The 19728-nt window shown below is 64.5% G+C and carries 27 protein-coding genes; 2 read left to right on the forward strand and 25 right to left on the reverse strand.

Annotated features, from left to right (window positions below; all coding sequences use genetic code 11):
* Positions 1-6 precede the first annotated feature (6 nt).
* The 15 genes from D8W71_RS25170 to D8W71_RS25225 form a co-directional block, all read right to left on the reverse strand.
* Positions 7-210 (reverse strand): heavy-metal-associated domain-containing protein, encoded by a 204-nt coding sequence (locus D8W71_RS25170; protein WP_442971995.1) that lies wholly within the window; start codon positions 208-210, stop codon positions 7-9.
* 38 nt (positions 211-248) lie between these two features.
* Positions 249-530, reverse strand: a complete 282-nt coding sequence (locus D8W71_RS25175; RefSeq protein WP_121117618.1) for a metal-sensitive transcriptional regulator — start codon at positions 528-530, stop codon at positions 249-251.
* Between the two features lie 16 nt (positions 531-546).
* Positions 547-786: a hypothetical protein gene (locus D8W71_RS25180; protein WP_121117620.1), complete on the reverse strand. Its 240-nt coding sequence runs from the start codon at positions 784-786 to the stop codon at positions 547-549.
* Positions 783-1256 (reverse strand): hypothetical protein, encoded by a 474-nt coding sequence (locus tag D8W71_RS25185; protein WP_121117622.1) that lies wholly within the window; start codon positions 1254-1256, stop codon positions 783-785. The genes D8W71_RS25180 and D8W71_RS25185 overlap by 4 nt, the downstream gene beginning before the upstream one ends.
* Positions 1249-1689 carry a hypothetical protein gene (locus D8W71_RS25190; RefSeq protein WP_121117624.1) on the reverse strand — a complete coding sequence of 147 codons (441 nt, stop codon included), beginning with the start codon at positions 1687-1689 and terminating at the stop codon, positions 1249-1251. The genes D8W71_RS25185 and D8W71_RS25190 overlap by 8 nt, the downstream gene beginning before the upstream one ends.
* Before the next feature lie 53 nt (positions 1690-1742).
* Positions 1743-1889, reverse strand: coding sequence for a hypothetical protein (locus D8W71_RS27700; RefSeq protein ID WP_201265188.1), 147 nt, complete (start codon positions 1887-1889; stop codon positions 1743-1745).
* Positions 1890-1964: 75 nt separating this feature from the next.
* Positions 1965-2093: a hypothetical protein gene (locus tag D8W71_RS28210; RefSeq protein ID WP_268959850.1), complete on the reverse strand. Its 129-nt coding sequence runs from the start codon at positions 2091-2093 to the stop codon at positions 1965-1967.
* An 88-nt stretch (positions 2094-2181) separates the two neighbouring features.
* Positions 2182-2805, reverse strand: a complete 624-nt coding sequence (locus tag D8W71_RS25195) for a hypothetical protein (RefSeq protein ID WP_121119894.1) — start codon at positions 2803-2805, stop codon at positions 2182-2184.
* Positions 2802-3776 (reverse strand): porphobilinogen synthase, encoded by a 975-nt coding sequence (gene hemB / locus D8W71_RS25200; RefSeq protein ID WP_121117626.1) that lies wholly within the window; start codon positions 3774-3776, stop codon positions 2802-2804. Before hemB ends, D8W71_RS25195 begins: the two co-directional genes overlap by 4 nt.
* A gap of 6 nt (positions 3777-3782) precedes the next feature.
* The gene (locus D8W71_RS25205) at positions 3783-5345 is read right to left on the reverse strand and encodes a uroporphyrinogen-III synthase (protein WP_121117628.1); all 1563 of its coding nucleotides are present in this window, start codon (positions 5343-5345) and stop codon (positions 3783-3785) included.
* Positions 5342-5512: a hypothetical protein gene (locus D8W71_RS27425; protein WP_153275429.1), complete on the reverse strand. Its 171-nt coding sequence runs from the start codon at positions 5510-5512 to the stop codon at positions 5342-5344. The genes D8W71_RS25205 and D8W71_RS27425 overlap by 4 nt, the downstream gene beginning before the upstream one ends.
* Positions 5505-6491 carry a hydroxymethylbilane synthase gene (gene hemC, locus D8W71_RS25210; protein ID WP_121117630.1) on the reverse strand — a complete coding sequence of 329 codons (987 nt, stop codon included), beginning with the start codon at positions 6489-6491 and terminating at the stop codon, positions 5505-5507. The genes D8W71_RS27425 and hemC overlap by 8 nt, the downstream gene beginning before the upstream one ends.
* Positions 6488-7870, reverse strand: coding sequence for a glutamyl-tRNA reductase (locus D8W71_RS25215; RefSeq protein ID WP_121117632.1), 1383 nt, complete (start codon positions 7868-7870; stop codon positions 6488-6490). The genes hemC and D8W71_RS25215 overlap by 4 nt, the downstream gene beginning before the upstream one ends.
* Positions 7867-8718: a redox-sensing transcriptional repressor Rex gene (locus D8W71_RS25220; RefSeq protein WP_121119895.1), complete on the reverse strand. Its 852-nt coding sequence runs from the start codon at positions 8716-8718 to the stop codon at positions 7867-7869. Before D8W71_RS25220 ends, D8W71_RS25215 begins: the two co-directional genes overlap by 4 nt.
* Before the next feature lie 184 nt (positions 8719-8902).
* Positions 8903-9175 carry a glutaredoxin family protein gene (locus tag D8W71_RS25225; RefSeq protein ID WP_121117634.1) on the reverse strand — a complete coding sequence of 91 codons (273 nt, stop codon included), beginning with the start codon at positions 9173-9175 and terminating at the stop codon, positions 8903-8905.
* Positions 9176-9486: 311 nt separating this feature from the next.
* Between D8W71_RS25225 and D8W71_RS25230 the strand changes: the two genes are divergently transcribed.
* A complete protein-coding gene (locus D8W71_RS25230) occupies positions 9487-10416 on the forward strand; it encodes an HAD family hydrolase (protein ID WP_236078147.1) in 930 nt (309 codons plus the stop codon).
* Between the two features lie 32 nt (positions 10417-10448).
* On the opposite strand, the gene D8W71_RS25235 is transcribed toward D8W71_RS25230, so the two are convergent.
* From D8W71_RS25235 to D8W71_RS25280, 10 genes are all read right to left on the reverse strand, one after another.
* Entirely contained in the window at positions 10449-10937 is a 489-nt protein-coding gene (locus D8W71_RS25235) for a GNAT family N-acetyltransferase (RefSeq protein WP_121119897.1), read from the reverse strand.
* Between the two features lie 35 nt (positions 10938-10972).
* Positions 10973-12028 (reverse strand): lysophospholipid acyltransferase family protein, encoded by a 1056-nt coding sequence (locus D8W71_RS25240; protein WP_121117638.1) that lies wholly within the window; start codon positions 12026-12028, stop codon positions 10973-10975.
* Positions 12025-13131, reverse strand: coding sequence for an NAD-dependent epimerase/dehydratase family protein (locus D8W71_RS25245; protein ID WP_201265189.1), 1107 nt, complete (start codon positions 13129-13131; stop codon positions 12025-12027). Before D8W71_RS25245 ends, D8W71_RS25240 begins: the two co-directional genes overlap by 4 nt.
* Positions 13132-13354: 223 nt before the next feature.
* Positions 13355-13456 carry a 30S ribosomal protein bS22 gene (locus D8W71_RS25250; protein WP_003402602.1) on the reverse strand — a complete coding sequence of 34 codons (102 nt, stop codon included), beginning with the start codon at positions 13454-13456 and terminating at the stop codon, positions 13355-13357.
* A gap of 331 nt (positions 13457-13787) precedes the next feature.
* On the reverse strand, positions 13788-14018 hold the full coding sequence (locus D8W71_RS25255) for a helix-turn-helix domain-containing protein (RefSeq protein WP_121117640.1): 231 nt from the start codon (positions 14016-14018) through the stop codon (positions 13788-13790).
* A gap of 127 nt (positions 14019-14145) precedes the next feature.
* The gene (proC, locus tag D8W71_RS25260) at positions 14146-14961 is read right to left on the reverse strand and encodes a pyrroline-5-carboxylate reductase (protein WP_121117642.1); all 816 of its coding nucleotides are present in this window, start codon (positions 14959-14961) and stop codon (positions 14146-14148) included.
* A 90-nt stretch (positions 14962-15051) separates the two neighbouring features.
* Positions 15052-15882 carry a thioesterase family protein gene (locus D8W71_RS25265; RefSeq protein WP_121117644.1) on the reverse strand — a complete coding sequence of 277 codons (831 nt, stop codon included), beginning with the start codon at positions 15880-15882 and terminating at the stop codon, positions 15052-15054.
* 41 nt (positions 15883-15923) lie between these two features.
* A complete protein-coding gene (locus D8W71_RS25270) occupies positions 15924-16745 on the reverse strand; it encodes a sugar phosphate isomerase/epimerase family protein (protein ID WP_201265458.1) in 822 nt (273 codons plus the stop codon).
* Positions 16746-16777: 32 nt separating this feature from the next.
* Complete coding sequence (locus D8W71_RS25275) at positions 16778-17917, reverse strand: hypothetical protein (RefSeq protein WP_121117646.1); 1140 nt, start codon at positions 17915-17917, stop codon at positions 16778-16780.
* Complete coding sequence (locus D8W71_RS25280) at positions 17914-18867, reverse strand: Ppx/GppA phosphatase family protein (protein ID WP_161965501.1); 954 nt, start codon at positions 18865-18867, stop codon at positions 17914-17916. Before D8W71_RS25280 ends, D8W71_RS25275 begins: the two co-directional genes overlap by 4 nt.
* Positions 18868-18900: 33 nt before the next feature.
* Here D8W71_RS25280 and D8W71_RS25285 point away from each other — a divergent pair, with 33 nt between their 5' ends.
* Positions 18901-19701, forward strand: a complete 801-nt coding sequence (locus D8W71_RS25285; protein ID WP_121117650.1) for a hypothetical protein — start codon at positions 18901-18903, stop codon at positions 19699-19701.
* Positions 19702-19728 lie beyond the last annotated feature (27 nt).

The raw sequence follows: 19728 nt of genomic DNA on the forward strand, positions 1-19728 counted from the left end.
ACTCACTCAGGAGGCGAGTCGATACCCTGCCTCCGCCACTGCGTTTGCCACCGAAGAGCTGTCGATGTCACCCTCGCTCGTGACCGACACATGCCCCGACGCTACGTCGACCCTCACATCGGTAACGCCTGCGATCTCGGAGATTTCCTCGAAAACCGATGTGGCGCAATGCTGGCAGGTCATTCCTTCTACGACGAAACTGTTTTCCACGGACAAACCCTTCTTTCCTCTCGTTTCACGAGCGCATGTCAGGAACGGACGAGACGGGCGATGGCGTCCGACGCTTCCTTCACCTTCGCATCGGCCTCCGGGCCACCTTGCTTTGCTGCTTCGACGACGCATCCCGCCAGGTGCGCATCGAGCAGTTTGAGCGAGACGGACTGCAACGCTTTCGTGGCTGCCGACACCTGAGTCAGGACGTCGATGCAGTATCGGTCTTCGGCGACCATGCGCGAGATTCCTGCAACCTGGCCTTCGATACGCCGCAACCGCTTCAGCAGGTCGTCCTGCTCCGTCGAATAACTGCTCATCTCGCCAATGATACCCCTACCCGGTATGGGAAGGCCTGACAACCGCCGTTCGGATCGCGTCGATCAACAGCAGGGAGCCCCCAAGTACGGCAACCGTCGCGGCCGAAATCCACGAGCCCGAATATCGGATCGACTCGAACGCCGGCTCGCCGTCCGGTGTTGCACCGAACTCCTGCGGCGTGACCCCGAGGTTCCAGAACACGACGGCGACGACGAACAACACCCCAGCGCCGACTACCTCGGCGATGCTTCTCATCGCTTCTCCGCCACGACCTCGGCGAGCGCAGACCGCAACGCTTCCTCGTCCTTCGCCCACGCTTGCACCAACCCGCCTCCGATCAAACGCAGCCCGATGGCGTGGCGGCGACGCGGCACACCCGTCAACTCACCGAGTACACGAGCGGTCTCCCACTTCTTCGGTTCGTAGTCCCCGTCGGAATAGGTCGCGGCCGGAAGAACCACATCGATGTCGCCGACGTCGAGCGTCTCCGTCCCCTGTCGTAGGGACTCCCTCGTGAGCTCGACGCTGACGTGGCGTCGCGCCGCGGAGATCTGGACATAGGTGAAACCCGCGAGCAGCAGCGCGAACAGGGCGAGGGCGAACCAATGCACCAATGGACCGGTCGACAGTTCGATGATCAGGGCGAGAACACAGACCGCAGGCCCCCAGGCCAGCGAGCGCCACCGAGCTCCCGGCTCTTCGAACAGTACGACTTGGTCAGCCACGCGCGAACCATGCCCTGGCCGAGGGCCGATACACGAGGGAACTGGCCGCGAGAAGAAGCAGGACGACCGCCAGCAGTTCCTGGAACAGCGACAAACCGAACACGACGAACAGGAGCAGCACGGACACGACCACCGAGACGATCACGAGAATGCGACGAAAACGCGCAAACCCCGCCCGCACAGGACCGGACAGAAACCCCACGGCCAGTCCGAGCACCGCAGCTACGACACCGACGGCGCGGATGGTCGACAGGTAGGAGTCGATTTCGTCGGGCGAGGCGCCCTGCCCCTCGAGTGAGGTGCGGAGCCCATCGACCGGAACGGTCAGTGTCACCAACGCGACAAGAACAAGCAGAACGGCCGCAACCAGCCACATTGTGTAGGCAACCGTCACCGCGCGAGGTCTGGTGCTCGTCGGAATGTCGGAATTCACGAGTCCATAGTGCCCTGACACAGCCAGGTATCGCGTCGCAGGGTGTACCAGGCTCAGGTGCTGACCATGGCGGGCACCAGAATTGCCACCGCCGCGAGCACGCCCATCGCGAGTACGAGCCCGATCAACATCATCTCGCGCGCAACCCCGTGTTCGGAGTGGACAACGTGATCGTCGTGGTGCTCTTCACGGACCTGCATGCGGCTCCTGACGACAGAAAACTGTGATGTCCGCCACGTTACTCCACAGTACGACGCCAGCGAAACCAGGACCGATCAGGCTGCACTGAACCCCAAGGTCATGATGAAGACGGCGACGGACACTGCCACGAGAAGACCCAGCAGCGCCCACATCGGCCTGCCTCGCTCGGCGTTCTCGTCCGGTCTGATTTCGGGCTGCGTCATGGATCCGAGTTCCGTTCCGTCGAAGGATCCCCCATCAACGGTGATACTAGTCACATGTTACTGAAGTGACGGATGTGACACGCAACAACTATCTCTTCGATGCGTCGCCAAAGTACGCGTTCGACTCCTTGCGATGCATCAAATAGACAGCACCAGCTGCTACGACGCCCTGAAGAATGCCTGCGACGCTCATGACGATCTGCACCGCGCCACCGTCGACGCCGAAGCCGAACAGCTGGGGCAGGGCCAGGACCACGGTGACCGTTCCGATCATCGTCAGCACAGCGCGCGCCCACACCTTGCCCATTCGCATCTTCTTGACCCAGTAGACGAACAACGCAGCGAAACCGATACCGATAAGTGCCATCACAACGAGGGCGGCCGTCAGATAACCCTGCGCCGAGTCGACCGTGAGCGGAAGGGTCGGGTCCTGCGCTTTCACGTCGTCGACCAACTGTTGCGCAAACACCTCGCGTTCGCCGTTGACGACGATCAACGTCAACAACAACGACAGAAGGCCAAGCCCAGCAACGACCCACCACAGGTGCCGCGCAGTCTCGATGTCCACCGGAGCCGGACGCTCGACCGGCGCGCGGGGCGGTGGCCCCGGGGGCGGGAATTCGACGCTCGTCGGTCCGTGTTCGGCCTCCCAGCGCTGCCAATCCGGTTGCGGCGGCTGTTGCTCGTTCTCCGGGTTCCAGTTGTTGCTCACAGCCAGCTCGCCGCCTCGGTCGCCCAATAGGTGAGCACGACGTCCGCGCCCGCGCGCCTGATACACGTCAGGGATTCGAGCACCGCAGCATCACGATCGATCCACCCGTTCTGCGCGGCCGCGGTGATCATCGAGTACTCGCCCGAGATCTGGTACGCAGCAACGGGAACGGGCGAAATGTTCGCGACGTCCCGCAGAATGTCGAGATAGCTCATCGCCGGCTTGACCATCACCATGTCTGCGCCTTCGGCGAGATCGAGCTCCACCTCGTGCACAGCTTCACGCCTGTTGGCCGAATCCTGTTGATACGTACGCCGATCGCCTTTCAAGGACGAACCGACGGCCTCACGGAACGGGCCGTAGAACGCCGACGCGTACTTCGCCGAGTAAGCCAATTGACCGACCTCGGTGTGCCCGGCCGCGTCGAGTCCGTCGCGAATCGCGGCGACCTGCCCATCCATCATTCCGCTCGGGCCGAGAAGATGTGCACCTGCATCCGCTTGCGAGACAGCCATATCCACGTAGCGGGCCAGGGTTGCGTCGTTGTCCACGACCCCATCCGGCGTCAGCACTCCGCAGTGGCCGTGGTCGGTGAACTCGTCGAGACACGTGTCGGCCATGATCACCGTCGAGTCACCGAGGTCGGCCTTCAAACGAGCAAGACCTCTGTTGAGAATGCCGTGGGGGTCGCTGCCGCCCGTGCCGTCGGCATCCTTGTCCTCGGGCCGGGGGACGCCGAACAGCATGACGCCGCCGACCCCAGCAGCAACAGCTTCCTCGGCAGCCCTGCTCAACGAATCGAGCGTGTGCTGGAAGACACCCGGCATCGACGAAATCTCACGAGCCTCGGAGATTCCGTCGGCGACGAACATCGGCAACACCAGATGCCGTGGCTGCAACGAAGTTTCGGCGACCAACCGCCTGAGCGCCGGGGTTCGCCTCAGCCTGCGAGGGCGGTCCACTGGAAACATCGTTCGTCAGCGCCTACGCGACTTCTTGCGCGGAGGCGGCAGTGCACCTTCGGCGCGCAGTCGGGCAGCGTGCTCGGCGAGCGCTTCGATGAGAGGTCCCACCTGCGCCGTCTCGGGCTGCACGTCGACGCGCAGTCCGAACTCGACAGCCGTCTCGGCCGTCTTCGGTCCGATGCACGCGACCAAGGTGCGGGCGTGGGGCTTGCCTGCGATACCGACGAGATTGCGGACGGTCGAACTCGACGTGAAGCACACCGCGTCGAAGCCGCCGGTCTTGATCATCTCGCGGGTCTCGGCGGGTGGCGGCGCGGCGCGAACCGTGCGGTACGCCGTGACATCGTCGATCTCCCATCCCCGTTCGCGAAGACCTTCGGCCAACGTTTCGGTCGCGATATCGGCGCGCGGCAACAGAACTCGATTGACCGGGTCGAACACCTCGTCGTACGGCGGGAAGTCCTCGAGGAGCCCGAGGGAGGACTGATCGCCCGACGGAAGCAGTTCGGGGTTGATGCCGAACGAGCGCACCTTCTCGGCCGTCGCTTCGCCGACACAGGCGATCTTGACACCGGAGAACGCGCGGGCGTCGAGACCGAACTCTTCGAACTTCTCCCACACGGCCCGGACCGCATTGGTGGAGGTGAAGACGACCCACTGGTAACGACCGTCGACGAGGCCCTTGACGGACCGTTCCATCTGCGCGGGACTACGAGGAGGCTCGACGGCAATGGTCGGAACCTCGATCGGGATCGCACCGTGTGTGACGAGCCGATCGCTCATCTCACCGGCCTGATCCTTCGTGCGGGGCACGAGCACGGTCCAGCCGTACAGCGCGCGCGATTCCCACCAGGACATCTTGTTTCGGCCGGTGACGACCTTGCCGACGGTGACGACGAGGGAGCCGACGAGCTCGCTACCCGCGTCGTTCAGCGTCGCGAGCGTCGCCTCGACGGTGCGCTGCTGACGAGTGGTGCCGCGAACGGTGATCGCGGCAGGCGTCTGAGGCGCCAGGCCGTGTTCGACGAGCGCACTGGCGGTCTCGGCGAGGTGGCCCGAGGTGGCATGCAGCACGAGCGGCCCAGGGGCTGCGGCGAGCGCGGCCCAGTCGACTTCACCGCGGACGTCCGCTTCGGTGTGGCCGGAGCCGAGTGCCATACCGGCGTAGCTGGGTACCGCCGAGCCGGACGGCAAGCCGGGAAGGACCTCGAACTGCACGTGTGTGCGAGCGACGGCACTGACCTCGGCGATGACGGAATCGGCCGTCAACGGATCGCCCGAGACGAGGCGGACGACGTCGTGACCGTTCTTCGCCTCCGCGAGCAGAGTCTTGGCGACCTCGGCGGGCTCACCGAGAGCGGGACGGACGTCGACGCCGTTCTCTCCGGTCTCCGCGTCACGAGGCAAATCGGCGCCGACGAGCGCGACGACGCCCTTGTCGACGTCGGGGTCGGTGAAGGCGAGCTCGGCTGCGCCGAGAACCTCGCGTGCTCGGACGGTGAGCAGAGCCGGGTCACCCGGCCCTGACCCCACGAACAGGATTCGCCCGTTGGCGTTCTTGCGGACTGGGCTCATCGGTTGTTCTCCAGTGCTTTCTTGTATGGGTAATGCAGTTCGATCGGGGTTGCCGGGCCCCGTTTCGGTATCAGCCGGGCGGTCGCGATGGCGCCGCCGCGGACAATGGGCCTCGGGGCCGTGCGTTTGGCGCGTCCGCGGGTCGGTGCAGTGATCGACCTAGACATGGGTTGCTCCCCCGGTGTGTGCTGGTACGGCTGGTTCGGTGACAGCCACGAGATCTCGCGCTCCCAGATCGAGCAGTTCCCGAGCGAGGTCGCGGCCGAGTTCCTCGGCGCCTGCGATCGATCCGACGATCGATGCTCTGATGCTGTCGCTTCCGTCGATCGCCGCGACGCATCCGCGCAGCGAGATCTCGTCGAAGATCCGTCCGTCCTCGTCGATCGATTCGACAACCTCGGCGACGGCTCCGACCGGAGCCGTGCACCCTGCTTCGAGCTCGGCGAGCAGTCCGCGCTCGGCTGCGACGGCTGCGCGCGAGTTGGCGTCGTCGAGTGTGCGAACCACCTCGACGAGATCGGTGTCGGCGGTTCGGCATTCGACCGCGAGGGCGCCCTGCGCAGGTGCAGGCAGCATCTGAACCGGGTCGAGGGATTCGGTGACGACCTCGAGTCTGTCGATTCGAGCGAGCCCGGCCCGCGCCACCACGACGGCATCGAGCTCGCCGGAGGCGACCTTGCCGATTCGGGTGTCGAGGTTGCCGCGCAGGGGCACGACGTTCAGTCCCTGGCCGAGAGCGCGTAGCTGCGCGACGCGGCGAGGCGCGGACGTGCCGATCTTCGCTCCCGCCGGGAGTTCACCGAGAACCAGACCGTCACGCGCGACGAGCGCGTCACGCGGGTCTTCGCGCTCGGGGACAGCGGCGATGACGAATCGCTCGTCCGGAGCCGTCGGCAGATCCTTGTACGAGTGCACCGCGATGTCGACCTTGCCGTCGGTGAGGGCCTCACGCAGGGCTGCGGTGAATACGCCGACGCCGATCGTCTGCACTGGGGCAGCCGACAGGTCGCCCGCGGTCTTGACGATGACGAGTTCGGCATTCAGTCCTGCTGCTATGAGCCCCTGACGAACCGTCTCCGCCTGCGTCGTGGCCAACAACGAACCGCGTGTTCCGATCCGAATTACCCGGGCGCCGATCTCGCTCACTCCGGCTGTCCCTTCTGGACATCGGTTCGGCTGGCTGTGAAGTCGTCCACGAGTTCCATTCCGTTGATCTCGACAGGGCTGGCGACAGCCTCGACGGCACCGGGGCTCAGCTCGAAGAGCTCGCGCAATGCCGCCGCGTAGGAGTCGCCACCCGGGGTGGTGGCCAGTTGCTTGACCCGCACGGTCGGCGAGTGAAGAAGTTTGTCGACGACGCGTCGCACGGTCCGTGCCACCTCGTCGCGCTGCGGTGAATCCAACCCGGGCAACCGCGACTCGAGCCGCATCAATTCGCCCTCGACCACCTCGGCAGCACGCTGGCGCAGGGCGGTCACCGTCGGGGTTACCTCCGCGAGACGCTGCCCCGCCAAATACCCGGACAACTCGGAGGAGACGATTTCTCGGGCCGCCGACGCGTCTGAGGACGCCGCCCCCGCGGCGGGATCACGCTGAAGCGACTCCATGTCGAAGACCTCGACACCGGGCAGACCTGCAACGGCCGGGTCGACGTCGCGAGGGAGGCCGAGGTCGCAGATGGCCAGCGCTCGCCCGGCTTCGCGCTGTGCAAGCGCGAGATGAGCATCGGCGAGCGAGACGACTGCGCCCACGGCGCCGGTACAGGTGACGAGTACGTCGGCGTCCGACAGAGCCGAAGCGATGTCTTCCAGATCCACCGACGAGGCGTCGACACCGGCCGAGGAGGCCGTTTCGGCCAGATGGACGGCGCGCTCACGCGTGCGGTTGACGACGATCAAACGCTGGATGCCCGCGCGGCCGAGGTGCGCGACCGACAGCCCGCCCATCGCGCCTGCACCGAGGACGACTGCGGTGCGCCCGGCAAGGCTGCCGCCGAACAGGTCCGCAGCACGGTCGAGCGCCACCGAGACGACCGATGCGCCGGCCGAGTCGATGCCTGTTTCGGAGTGCACACGCTTGCCGACGCGGAGCGCCTGCTGTGCCAGTTCGTGCAGTACTCGTCCCGACGCCTGCTGCCCGTCGGACGCCGCGTAGGCGGCGCGAATCTGACCGAGGATCTGCTGCTCACCGATGACCATGGAGTCCAGGCCGCTCGCGACGGCGAACAGGTGCTCGACGGCAGCTTCGCTGTATCGCACGTACGCGTGCTTGGTGAGGTCCGGCACCGCGAGACCCGAATGTTCGGCAAGAATCTCGCCGACCGAGGCGAGAGCGCCGTGGAAGGCGTCGACCACCGCGTAGACCTCGACGCGGTTGCACGTCGACACGACCATGACCTCGGAGATATTTCCGCTGGCCATGAGCTTGTCCGTCAGCTTCGGCCGGTCGGTGTCCGTGATCGCGACACGTTCGAGGACTGCGACGGGAGCGCTGCGGTGCGAAATCCCGACGAGAAGGACACTCACGGTGCAATCACCGATCCATTCTTTAGAGAGGTACTGCCGATGGAGCTACTTGCTGCAGGGGTGCCGGGTATCGAACCCGGGCTCACGCGCGGACCACGGCTTCTACCGAGTCGAGGCGCAGGAGACAACGCAGGCGCACCGTGCGCGGCCTCGTTACGAGAGGAATTGAACGAGAGCACCTGCATCTCGACCGCGAGGTCGACCCGTCGGACCTCGACCCGATCCGGAACGTCGAGCGTTACGGGAGAAAAACTGAGGATGCATTCGACGCCGCCGGCCACGAAGGCCGAGGCGACGGTTTGCGCGGAATCGTCAGGAGTGGCGATGACGCCGATCGTCGCTTCGAGTTCGCGGCACGCGTCCTCGAGCGAATCGACGTGTTGCACGCGCAGACCGTCGATGTCGAGGCCGACGCGCTCCGGATTGCGGTCGAAGAGACCGACCATGGAGAAACCGCGTCGCCCGAATCCGCCGTACCTGGCCAACGCTTCACCGAGATTTCCGACTCCGACGAGCACGACCTTGTGTCCGCGATCGAGGCCGAGGGCGCTTTCGATCCGCGCGCGAAGACGCATGACGTCGTATCCGACTCCGCGCACTCCGTTGGGACCGAGGAACGACAAGTCCTTGCGCAGTTTGGCCGATCCAACTCCGGCCGCCGTGGCGAGTTCTTCGCTGGAAACAATGAGAACGCCGTCGTCGGCAAGGATTCCGAGGACCCGCAAGTAGGTGGCCAATCGCGTCACCGTAGCCTGTGGGATAACGCGTTCGGGGCCCACCGTTCGATCGATACGTGGCGACCGGTCGACACCAACCGGCACGGCCGGGCGCTCTTCGGTCACGTTCATGGCTCCTCGTCCGATCGGCTTTTGTGGGCCGGTCTTCACGCTGATCATGTCTTCACGCTGATCATGGGCAGGTGATCTGTGGTTCACGTTCGCACCACGGTAACTGCTTGTGAACGAATGAACAAAGTCGCTGGATCCGTGCTAGAGGGGCCCTCACCTGCAAAGCGAGAGCAAACACACCTTCTTAGGGTGCCCTTCTGGAGGCCAGATCTGCCCGCAATCTGCGCTCGTCGACCTCCCAGTAGCTGTGCTCCTTCCCGTCGATCAGAACGACGGGTACCCGGTCACCGAACTCGGCACGCAGGTCAGGGGCGGTGCGCGCAGCTTCGTCGACGTCAACCGCCCGCGGTGTCAACCCGAAATCGGCGCACACGGCTTTCAAACGCTCGAACTCGACGACGCAGGTGTGACAGCCGGCGCGGGTGAGAAGAACCACCGATGTCTCCGCAGAATTCATAGGTCCACTCTTGCACTCCCCTGCGAGAGACGAAGGTCACATCCTGTCCGGGCTCGACCCGTGCGTCGGGGCTACGCGGACAGCTCTTCGGTCGGACCTACGGACTAGGGTCTAGGCAGTGCTCGAACATGGAGGTGCGCGTGATGAGCAACGGGGGTTCCAAGACGCCTGGGGTCGGCCCTGACGAGACGGGAGCCGACCAATCGGGAGCTGACGGCGCGGTAGCTGACGCGGCGGGGGCTGACGGCGCGGGGGCTGTCGACCTGCCCGTGCCCGTGGACCTGCCTGTGACCGAGGTACCCGACGAGGACATGGTCGACACCGCACATCCGCGCGCGGACAAACGGCGTAAGCGGCGTCTGCGCAATCCGCTCGGCCCTTCGGACGCTCAGGTTCGCGCCAGCGTGGCGGGCGAGGCGAGCGCCGACGCAGCCATCGCGTTGCAGACCGAGGGCGGCGGGTCCATTCCCCTCGACCTGACTGCGGCTGCGTTCTTCGACGTCGACAACACCATGGTCCAAGGCGCCTCGATCATTCATTTCGCCCGCGGTCTCGCCGCTCGCAAGTACTTCACCAGTGGTGATCTTGCCCAATTCGCTTGGCAGCAAGTCAAATTCAGAGTGAGCGGCAAGGAGAACAGCGAGGACGTCGCGAGCGGCCGCGAGAAAGCTCTGTCGTTCATCAAGGGCAGGCCGACGTCGGAACTTCGGTCGCTCGGCGAGGAGATCTACGACGAGCTGATCGCCGACAAGATCTGGCCGGGCACTGCGGCGCTCGCACAGATGCACCTCGATGCAGGTCAGCAGGTGTGGCTGGTGACGGCCACCCCGCTCGAGCTCGCGCAGATCATCGCCGAAAGACTCGGCCTGACCGGAGCACTCGGCACCGTCGCCGAAAGCAAGGACGGCATCTTCACCGGCCGACTCGTCGGCGACATTTTGCACGGACTCGGCAAAGCTCATGCCGTCCGCACCCTCGCTGTTCGCGAAGGACTCAATCTCAAGCGCTGTACTGCGTACTCGGACAGTCACAACGACGTTCCGATGCTCTCGCTCGTCGGCACCGCCGTGGCGGTCAATCCCGACGCGGATCTGCGGGAACTCGCCAAGAACCGCGGCTGGGAGATTCGTGACTTTCGTACCGGCCGCAAAGCGGCCAAGATCGGGGTTCCGACCGCGCTTGCACTGGGTGCGGTCGGCGGGGGCCTCGCCGCCGTCCTGGGTCGACGCCGTGCAAGCTGACTGCCGTGCAAGCTGACTGCCGTGTGAGCTAGTTAAAGCGTCAACTGCATCAACGTGAGATCAAGCCACTCGTCGAACTTGATGCCGACCTCGGGCATCTGCCCCACCGTCACGAAGCCGAACTTCTCGTGGAGAGCGATCGATGTGGTGTTCCTGGATTCGATCACTCCGACGAGGGCATGAATCCCTGCCGTCCGTGCCCGCTCGATCAACTCGGTCAACAATGCGGTCGCAATACCCCGCCGGTGAAACTCGTCCGACACGTACACCGAATGTTCGACGGTGAGGCGGTACCCGCTCTTGGGTCGCCACTGGGCGTACGACGCGTAGCCTGCAACCGAGCCATCGACGACCGCCGTCAGCACCGGATAACCGGCGGTCAATCGACCGGCGAGCCAGTCCATCCGCTCGTCCAGACCGACCTCGGTCTCGTCCCAGATCGCCGTCGTATTCCTGATCGCATCGTTGTGGATGTCGAGAATCGCGGGGAGGTCCTCGGTAATGGTGTCTCGAATCAGCACGGTGTCTCGGTCAATCACAGAGGCGAGGTTACTGCCTACCCCAGGAAGACGTTGCGACGCTTGGCCAGCAGACGGTAGAGAGTGTGCTGAATGGTCTCCCTGACGTGGTCGGTCAGTTCGAACAGCACCATCGGGTCCTCCGAGGCTTGGGCGTCGTACGAATCGGTGTAGATCGGCTTGCCGAACTCGATGTACCACTTAGACGGCAACGGGATCAGCCCAAGCGGACCGAAATGCGGGAACAACGGGGTCACCGGGAAATACGGCATGCCCATCAGTCTGGCCAGCGGAGTGATGTCACCGATCTTCGGATAGATCTCCTCGGATCCGACGATGGAGCACGGGATGATCGGGGCACCCGTTTTGAGCGCAGCGGACACGAATCCGCCACGACCGAAGCGCTGCAACTTGTACCGCTCGCTGAACGGCTTGCCGATGCCTTTGAACCCTTCGGGGAACACAGCAGCAACTTCGCCCATCCGCAGCAGACGCTCGGCATCGGGATTGCAGGCAAGTGTGTGACCTGCCTTGCGTGCGATGGTCCCTACGCCCGGCATCTCGAATGCCATGTCAGCAGCCAACATTCGCAGTGGCCGATGGGCGGGGTGATGATCGCGCACCGCAACGGAGGTCATCAACGCGTCGACGGGTATGACTCCGGCATGGTTGGCCACCACCAGAGCGCCGCCGACGTCGGGGATGTTCTCGATCCCCTTGATCTCCACCCTGAACCACTTGTCGAACAGCGGGCGAAGCAGCGGAAGCCACAGTGCGTCGGCGAAGTGAGGATCGTAGCCGAACTCGTCGACTGTGTAGTCGCCCGCGAGGCGCCGCCGGACGAATTCGGCAGTCTCGGAGATGGTGTCGACGAGCTTGTTCGCCGCTGCGTCGATCTGACTCGGTTCCGACACCGCGGGCGGTGTCGGTGTCGTCGGCGGATTGAGCTGGATGGGTGCGCTCGGTTCGGCGTACGAGGACGGGTGACGGCTGCGACTGTCGTCGGCGCGGCTTCGATCGGAACGAGCGTGCTCGATTCGATCTCGCCCGTGACCACTGCCGTGCAGCGGGATCACCTTTGCCACTTCGTTCACCTCTCTCGACCTGTTGTCGCAGCAAGTACAGCTTTGGACAGTGACGCTCCAGCGTCGGCCGCCCAGACCGCCCGTTTCTCCACCGAGTCCACCCACTCGGTTCGAAGTACCGGTCGCAGCGCAGCACCCCGCACGAAGTCGTCGAATGCCTGCACGGTAGTCCATCGCGGTTCGAAACCGAGGTCCGATCGCATTCGTGTGGTGTCGAGGCCACACCCGAAGTGGAAGTAGTCCAGCTGCTCGGTGGTGAACTCGCGCATCATTCCGCCCATCAGAGCTCGCCCGACGCTCTTGAACAGCGCGAACGGCACGGGGACCTCGATGCGCCCGGCACGCCGGATGGCCTGCGACAACATGATGGTGCCGTCGGCTCCGACATTGAACGTTCCGGCCGGCCCGCCGGTCGTCGCCCGCTCGAGCGCCGCCAGCGCATCTTCTTCGTGCAGCAACTGCATCCGTGCATCTCGGCCGACGATGCTCGGGACGATCGGCGAGGTCATGTAGCGGGAGATGGAGCCGTTGAGACGAGGCCCGATCAGCGGGGCCATTCGAAGGATTGACACGGCGATGTCGGGGCGCCGACGGCCGAGGCCGCGGATGTAGCCCTCGATGTCGATGGTGTCGCGGGCGAACGCCCCCGACGGCGGGCGACGCGCGCTCATTTCTTCGGTGAACTTCACCGGGTCCTTGGCGCTGCATCCGTATACCGACGAGGACGATCGAAGCACGACCTTCTGCACGGACGGCGACTTCTGACACACCGCGAACAACTGCATAGCGCCGATGACGTTCAGGTCCTTCATCGTCGCTCGCCCGCCGGACCGCGGCGGTTTCGTGACGGTGGCTGCGTGTACGACGGTGTCGACGCCCGCGTTCCTGATGACTTTTCCGATGAGCGGGTTGCGAATGTCGGCGCGTACGAACTCGGCGCGCCCCATCCGTCGAAGAAGATCTTTGCTCGGCGATTGCGAGTCGACTGCGATAACTCGGTCGATGGCGGGGTTCTGTGCGAGTCGGGTGACGAGATAGCCGCCGAGAAAACGACTCGCGCCGGTGACCAGCACCACTTTGGGCGCTGCAACGCCTCGATCGTTCGAAGTCACGCACACCCCCGATTGATTGCCGCTGGCCTGCAGCCTACTGCAATCCCGCGAAGATGCGAGCGGACCACGAGTGCCGCGATGTGCAGGAAAATGTGGGCCGAGACGGCGCCTCTGATCTCGTGCGCAGACTGCGACGAATTGCGCGGACTGCTACGAATACGGACTGCTCCGAATACAGAGAAGCCCGCCACCGAGAACGGTGACGGGCTTGTCCGCAGAACTCTTATTTACCGAGTTTCCTGCGCTGCACTCGAGTGCGTCGAAGCAACTTGCGGTGCTTCTTCTTCGACATGCGCTTGCGACGCTTCTTGATCACTGAACCCATGGCGGGTGTCCTCACGTTCTTCTCTAGCGTTTTCGCGCACGCGAAGTTGCGTACGCCTACCTGGCACCTCGAACCCGCTCACCCGATCAGGGCAAGACAGGCCGTCGATCCCCAAGCTGGCGCTCGGGCCTCGATCTGCTTGAACCTCCAAGGTCGAAGCTCGATGCAACTTTCAGCCAACCTGCTCTCTCCGCAGGCTCCGCTCGTGACCCTGGGACGAGTGCCGATATTACTCGAACACGACGAGTCTCCACCTTACCGGTGTGGACATCGATCCACGAAACCGGCCCGGTCCACTCGTCGATACCCGTCCGCGTACCTTCGATGCGGTTCAGCCCGCGTCGAAGTACGAGGTCTCGAGGTAGTCGTGTACCGCCTTGGCGTGCACACGGAACGATCGACCCACTCGTACAGCGGGCAGCTCTCCGCCGTGTACCAGGCGGTACACAGTCATTTTCGACACCCTCATCAGCGTTGCCACTTCGGCAACCGTGAGGAATTGCGTTCCAGCTAGTTGACCGTCCGGGGACGAACCCTTGGACGACTTGTTTACAGGCGCCATCAATCCACATACCTCCGGCACGTCTCGCGCGGCAGGCTTCCCCTCCTGCCGAACAGACACGCACGTGCTACCTGTGAGCCTAACGTGACCAATGGTGTTACTGCGACGGGTGTAGGCAACCAATTTTTTATTCTGCTGTGACGCCCATCTCAGCTGCACGAGCCTTCGCAGCCGTCAACGCATCGAAAAAGGCTGCTCGGAGGCCATTTTCCTCCAATTTTCGGACTGCCGCTGCTGTCGTGCCGCCGGGAGAGGTCACGGCGTATCGAAGCTCGGTTGGCGTCTCGTCGGCCCGATCCAGCATCGCAGCGGAGCCGACCATCGTCTGAACGACGAGCGCGGAGGCGACGTCGCGCGTCAAACCGAGCCCGACACCGGCGTCGATCATCGCCTCGGCGACGAGGAAAAAATAGGCCGGACCGGACCCGGACACGGCAGTGACTGCGTCGAGCTGACTCTCCTTGACGGTCACCACCTTGCCCACCGACGACAGGATCTTCTCCACCAGGTCGAGGTGTTCACGCTTGGCGTACCGGCCAGGCGCAAGCACACTCACGCCTTCACCGACGAGCATCGGAGTGTTCGGCATGACCCGCACCACGGGGAAGCCAGCAGGGAGCTTCGGCTCGAACTTGGACGTCGGGACGCCCGCTGCGAGGGAGACGATCAGCTGTTCGCGCTCGCCGTCGAGGTCGATCTTCGCGACCTCGGTGAGTGCGCCGTCGACGTCACCGGGTTTGACGGCCAGCACGATGACATCCGCGTTCTCGGATGCTTCGGCGATTGTCGTTGTCAGGATTCCAAAGGCGGATGCCAACTCGGCCGCGCGGGCATCGAACTTCTCGGCCACTACGAGGTCACGGACCGCGTGACCCGATTCGAGCAACCCGGCGATCAGCGCCTCGCCGATCCGCCCGCCACCGATTACAGCAATTCTCGTCATGCGGGCAAGCCTAGATCGGCGGCTCCGCCGCCTGTGTGCGGGTAGCGTGCCCGAAGCCTGCGACCGAACATTCACGCCGGTGCGCAGCACCTACCGCGGCACCATCGCAAGTTGCCTACTCTGCACCACAACTGCGCCAGTCGAGTCGAGGACAAGGTGGTCCTCCTCGAACCAGGTTCCACCGATGACAGTGCTGTTCGCCGCGACGCGTAGCCAGCCGGGACTGGGTGCTCGCCGAACGTACGCCGTCAGCTGGACCGTCGGAGCCCAGCCGAACATCCCACGATTCATCGTCACCGGCGCACAGATGTCGCCCGTCATCAGCGCGAACAGGAGGGCCGTATCGGCATCGGCCTCGTCACCCGCGTGCGGGCGCACCCACATGCGAACTTCGGGCTCCCCCTGCTGGCCGGTCAAGAAGTGCGCGGAACCGGGGTCGATACGCATGTCACATCCTTGCGCGACGTGAACGATCGACGCCATCGGATGGTCGCCGCCGATGGCCTGAGTGCCCTCGGGCGGCTCGACGGGCATCGACGCGAGTGGCGACGCCACCTCGTACCTGGGCGAGTCGGTATCCGGTCGCCCCAGCGTGACGGCGGCGCGCATGGCGACGCGGCCGCCCTGGGTGAGTTCGACGTCGACGTGCGACACCTGTTTGCCGCGCTTGCGGACGGTCGCTGCCAGCTCGACCTCGCCCGGGTCCGGTGCGCTGAGATAACTGGCGCTGACCGCAAGCGGTTGAATGTCGCTCTCCTGCAACTGCTTCCGTGCCGCGGCCGCCGCTGCCGCGAGCATCGTTCCACCGTGAACTTTCGGTCCGATCGTCCAGGTCGAGTCGATGACCGCGCCGTAGTTTCCGTCGGTCTCCGTCTGTTCGAGTGTGGTCAGCGTCGTCGCCGCCGCGAAGGGACTACTCATTGCTCGAGCCTTTCCGAATTCTTGCTGTACGCCCGGGTGTACTAACCGAGGTGCTTGCGCGCAAAGTCCAACGCCTGACCGAGCATCGACGCTCGTTCCGGCAGAGTGCGGGCATTCTGAGTGTTGATCTCTACCACGGCCTGTCCGCGGAAACCTTTGCGCACCAACTCGGCACATACTTCGGCGCATGGTTGATCGCCGTGGCCAGGTATCAAATGCTCATCGACCGAGGCGCCTCGACCGTCAGCCAGATGCAGATGAGCAAGGCCGTCGCCCATCCGTTTCATCATCTCGACGGCGTCGGTACCCGCGGTAGCCGTGTGCGACAGGTCCAGTGTGTAGTGCGCGTGATCGGAATCCGTCGGATCGTACGACGGCGCAAACGCAGACACCGCGGCTCCCGGCCCGCCGCGTTTGCGCAAACGTGCTGCGGACCCTTCCTTGCGGCCGAAGAACCTGTCGGCTCGCATCGGGAACATGTTCTCGACCGCAACGATGACGTCCGAGCCCATCTCCAGGTCTGCGACCTGTTCACCGAACCCTTCGGCGTACTTCTTCTGCCACCGAAAAGGCGGATGTACGACGACGGTCGAGCTACCCAGCTCCTCGGCCGCTTGGACCGAACGCTCGAGCTTTACCGCTGGATCGGCGCCCCACACCCGTTGTGAGATCAGCAGACATGGTGCGTGGATCGCTTGAACCGGGATCCGGTACTTGCGCGAGAGCGCCCTGACGGCTGCGATGTCCTGACTGACCGATTCGGCCCACACCATGAGCTCGACACCGTCGTACCCCAATTCGGCGGCATACCGAAAAGCTGCCTCGGCGTTCTGGGGATACACCGAGGCAGTGGACAGCCCCACAGCAATTCGACCGTCCGTCACGTGAAGCCCGATCAGCCCGTACTCAATTGGAATGCCAAAGGTCCGAGTGTGACGAACACTCCGACTGCGATGGCGATGACCATGCTGATCATGTCGTCGGTTCGACGAAGAATGCGCACCACTGCCACGAGACCGACGATCACGAGCACCGACAAGATCAATGCGACCCACGGCAGCATGTCCCACAGTCGCTCGAACCCTTTGAACAGCAGGGCTCCGACCACGACGGCCACGACTCCCTGGCCCACAAGACCGAGCCACTGCCGGGCTGCACCCTTCTTGCCGGACGCCCGCGGCTCGGTGGGGGCGGCTTCCTCGGCCGCTTTCTTCTCGGACGCCTTTTCCTCGGGCTCAGCGGCCTTTGCCTCGTCCCCCGTCTCCGACTTCTCCAGTGCGGTGATCTTCTTCGTCAGATCGGGTGTGAGGACGGTGTCGGCATCTCCGTCGACCGCTGCCTCGTCGACCTTCGGCGCGGCGACCGTGCCCTTGCCGACAGTGCCACGGTCGATCCTCGGCGCGGCGACCGTCGATGATGGGGCCCCGGCCGATGTAGAAGGTGCAGGTTTCGGCGTCGCAGCCGGTGCGGGTGTCGGGGCAGTGACGTCGGTCTTCGGTTCCGCGTCCGACTCGGTCGGCTGCGCTCGGGTTCGCGCAACGAACCCGGACGTGCGCTGGACCCGTGCCGGGGGCGGCGTGACGACAGTCTGTGCGTCTTCCTCGGAAGCACGCTCCGGCGCTGCCCGACGCCCGCTCACGGGGGCGGGTCGTGAGGCCGGTGTTGGACGCTGAGAATCGCTCGGACGCTGTGAAGCGGTCGATCCGTACGGGCGGCGCTCGTTCTCGTCGTGCGCCTGGTTCAAGAGGTCACCGGCAGCGGTGGTCGACCCGGACAGAAGTTCGGGCTCCGGTTCGGCCTTGCTGCGGGCCCGCGGGGTCGGGGCGGCCGCGATGACGGGCGCCTCGTCCGATGCCGGCTCCGCTCGGACGATCGGAATCTCTCCGGTCAGCTCGGCAACGGAGATGCCGCCCTTGACGCCCCGGCGTCGCCGACCCCCGGTGCTGAGGTTCGTACCCTTCTGGCCGTTGCGGGCCAGGAGTTCGGCAACGGAAATTTGCCCGGTGTCCTCCGGGTCCGCGTTGTTCTCGCTCATGTCGACCTCACCACCAGATCGCCGTCCGTTTCGGTGTCCAGCTTCCGCAAAATCAAACCTTCCCTCAACGCCCACGGGCAGATCTCGATCGAATCGATCGACAGTGCTCGCATACTCGCCTCCGCTACCAACGCCCCGGCCACCAATTGCGGTGACCGGTCGGCGCTGACTCCTTCCAATTCTGCACGGTCCGACGCCGTCATCCGCGAAATGAACGCTATGAGTTGCCTCAGACCGTCCGCAGTCAGTCTTCGAGTGACCCTCGGACCGGCCGCCGAGGGCGCCGCTCCGGTTAGCCGCGCCAGTGACCGGAACGTCTTCGATGTGCCGACGGCTCGGTCTGGCTCGCCAGCCGCGAGAAGCTCTTTCGCCGGGGTCGCGAGTTCGGCGTCGAGCCAATCCCGCAGCACCGCGACGCGTCGCTTTCCGGGGGGATCGACGTCGAGCCAGTCCCTGGTCAAGCGACCTGCACCGAGCTGAAGCGAGAATGCGACATCAGGGTCTTCGTCGGTACCCGTCGTCATTTCGAGCGAGCCACCGCCGATGTCGAGGTTGAGGATCCGTCCCGCGCTCCACCCGTGCCAGCGACGCACGGCGAGGAACGTCAGCCGAGCTTCGTCAACGCCGGACAGAGTCTGCAGTGCGACGCCGGTTTCGCTGAGAACTCGTGCCAGAACTTCGTCACTGTTGTGTGCGTCACGCACGGCCGACGTGGCGAAGGCCATCAGCTCTCCGCAGCCGGACTTCTTCGCTATCTCAGCGAAGTCTCCGACCTCGCTGACCAGCCGGTCCGCACCCTCGCGCGTGATATTTCCGTCGGCGTCGGTGTTCTCGGAGAGCCGGAGAGTGGCTTTCGAGGAGCTCATCGGTGTCGGGTGCCCGCCACGATGCGCATCCACCACCAGAAGATGCACGGTGTTGCTGCCGACGTCGAGCACCCCTAATCGCACATCACCACGGTACTGGGTCTACCGTCGTCTCTTGTGACAGCAGGTAGTAAGCAGCAGTCGTTTGCCGCAGAAGTCGATCTGGATTTCCCTCGCGAATGGGTGGAATTCCCCGATCCGGACAACTCCGAGCACATCATCGCAGCAGACCTCACCTGGCTTCTGTCGAATTGGACGTGTGTGTTCGGTACACCCGCCTGCCAAGGAACCGTTGCAGGTCGCCCCGATGACGGGTGTTGCTCGCACGGTGCGTTCCTCTCCGACGACGACGACAAACGCAAGCTCGATGCGTCGGTGAAGATGCTCACCGCGCAGGACTGGCAGCTGATGGACAAGGGCCTCGGCAAGAAGGGCTACGTCGAGTACGACGATCTCGATGACGAGCAGTCGCTGCGCACCCGCCGCTACAAAGGCGCATGTATCTTCCAGAACCGGCCAGGATTCGAAGGCGGAATCGGGTGCGCGCTGCATTCGATGGCGTTGAGGAAGGGCATCGAGCCGCTCGAGGTCAAACCTGATGTGTGCTGGCAGCTGCCGATTCGGCGCACCCAGGACTGGATCACCCGGCCCGACGGCACCGAAATCCTCAAGACCACCATCGGCGAGTACGACCGTCGCGGCTGGGGCGAGGGCGGCCACGATCTGTCCTGGTACTGCTCCGGCTCCCCCGACGCCCACGTAGGCGCCAAACAGGTCTTCGAGTCCTACAAACCCGAACTGACCGAACTCCTCGGTAAGCCCGCGTACGAAGAACTGGCCTCACTGTGCAAACGCCGACGCGGACTCGGACTCATCGCGGTCCACCCGGCGACCCGTGAGGCCCAGCGGACCAAGTAGGGCAGCTCCGCAGCGTCTGATCCTTCG

The organism is Rhodococcus sp. P1Y (assembly GCF_003641205.1).
Taxonomy (GTDB): Bacteria; Actinomycetota; Actinomycetes; order Mycobacteriales; family Mycobacteriaceae; genus Rhodococcoides.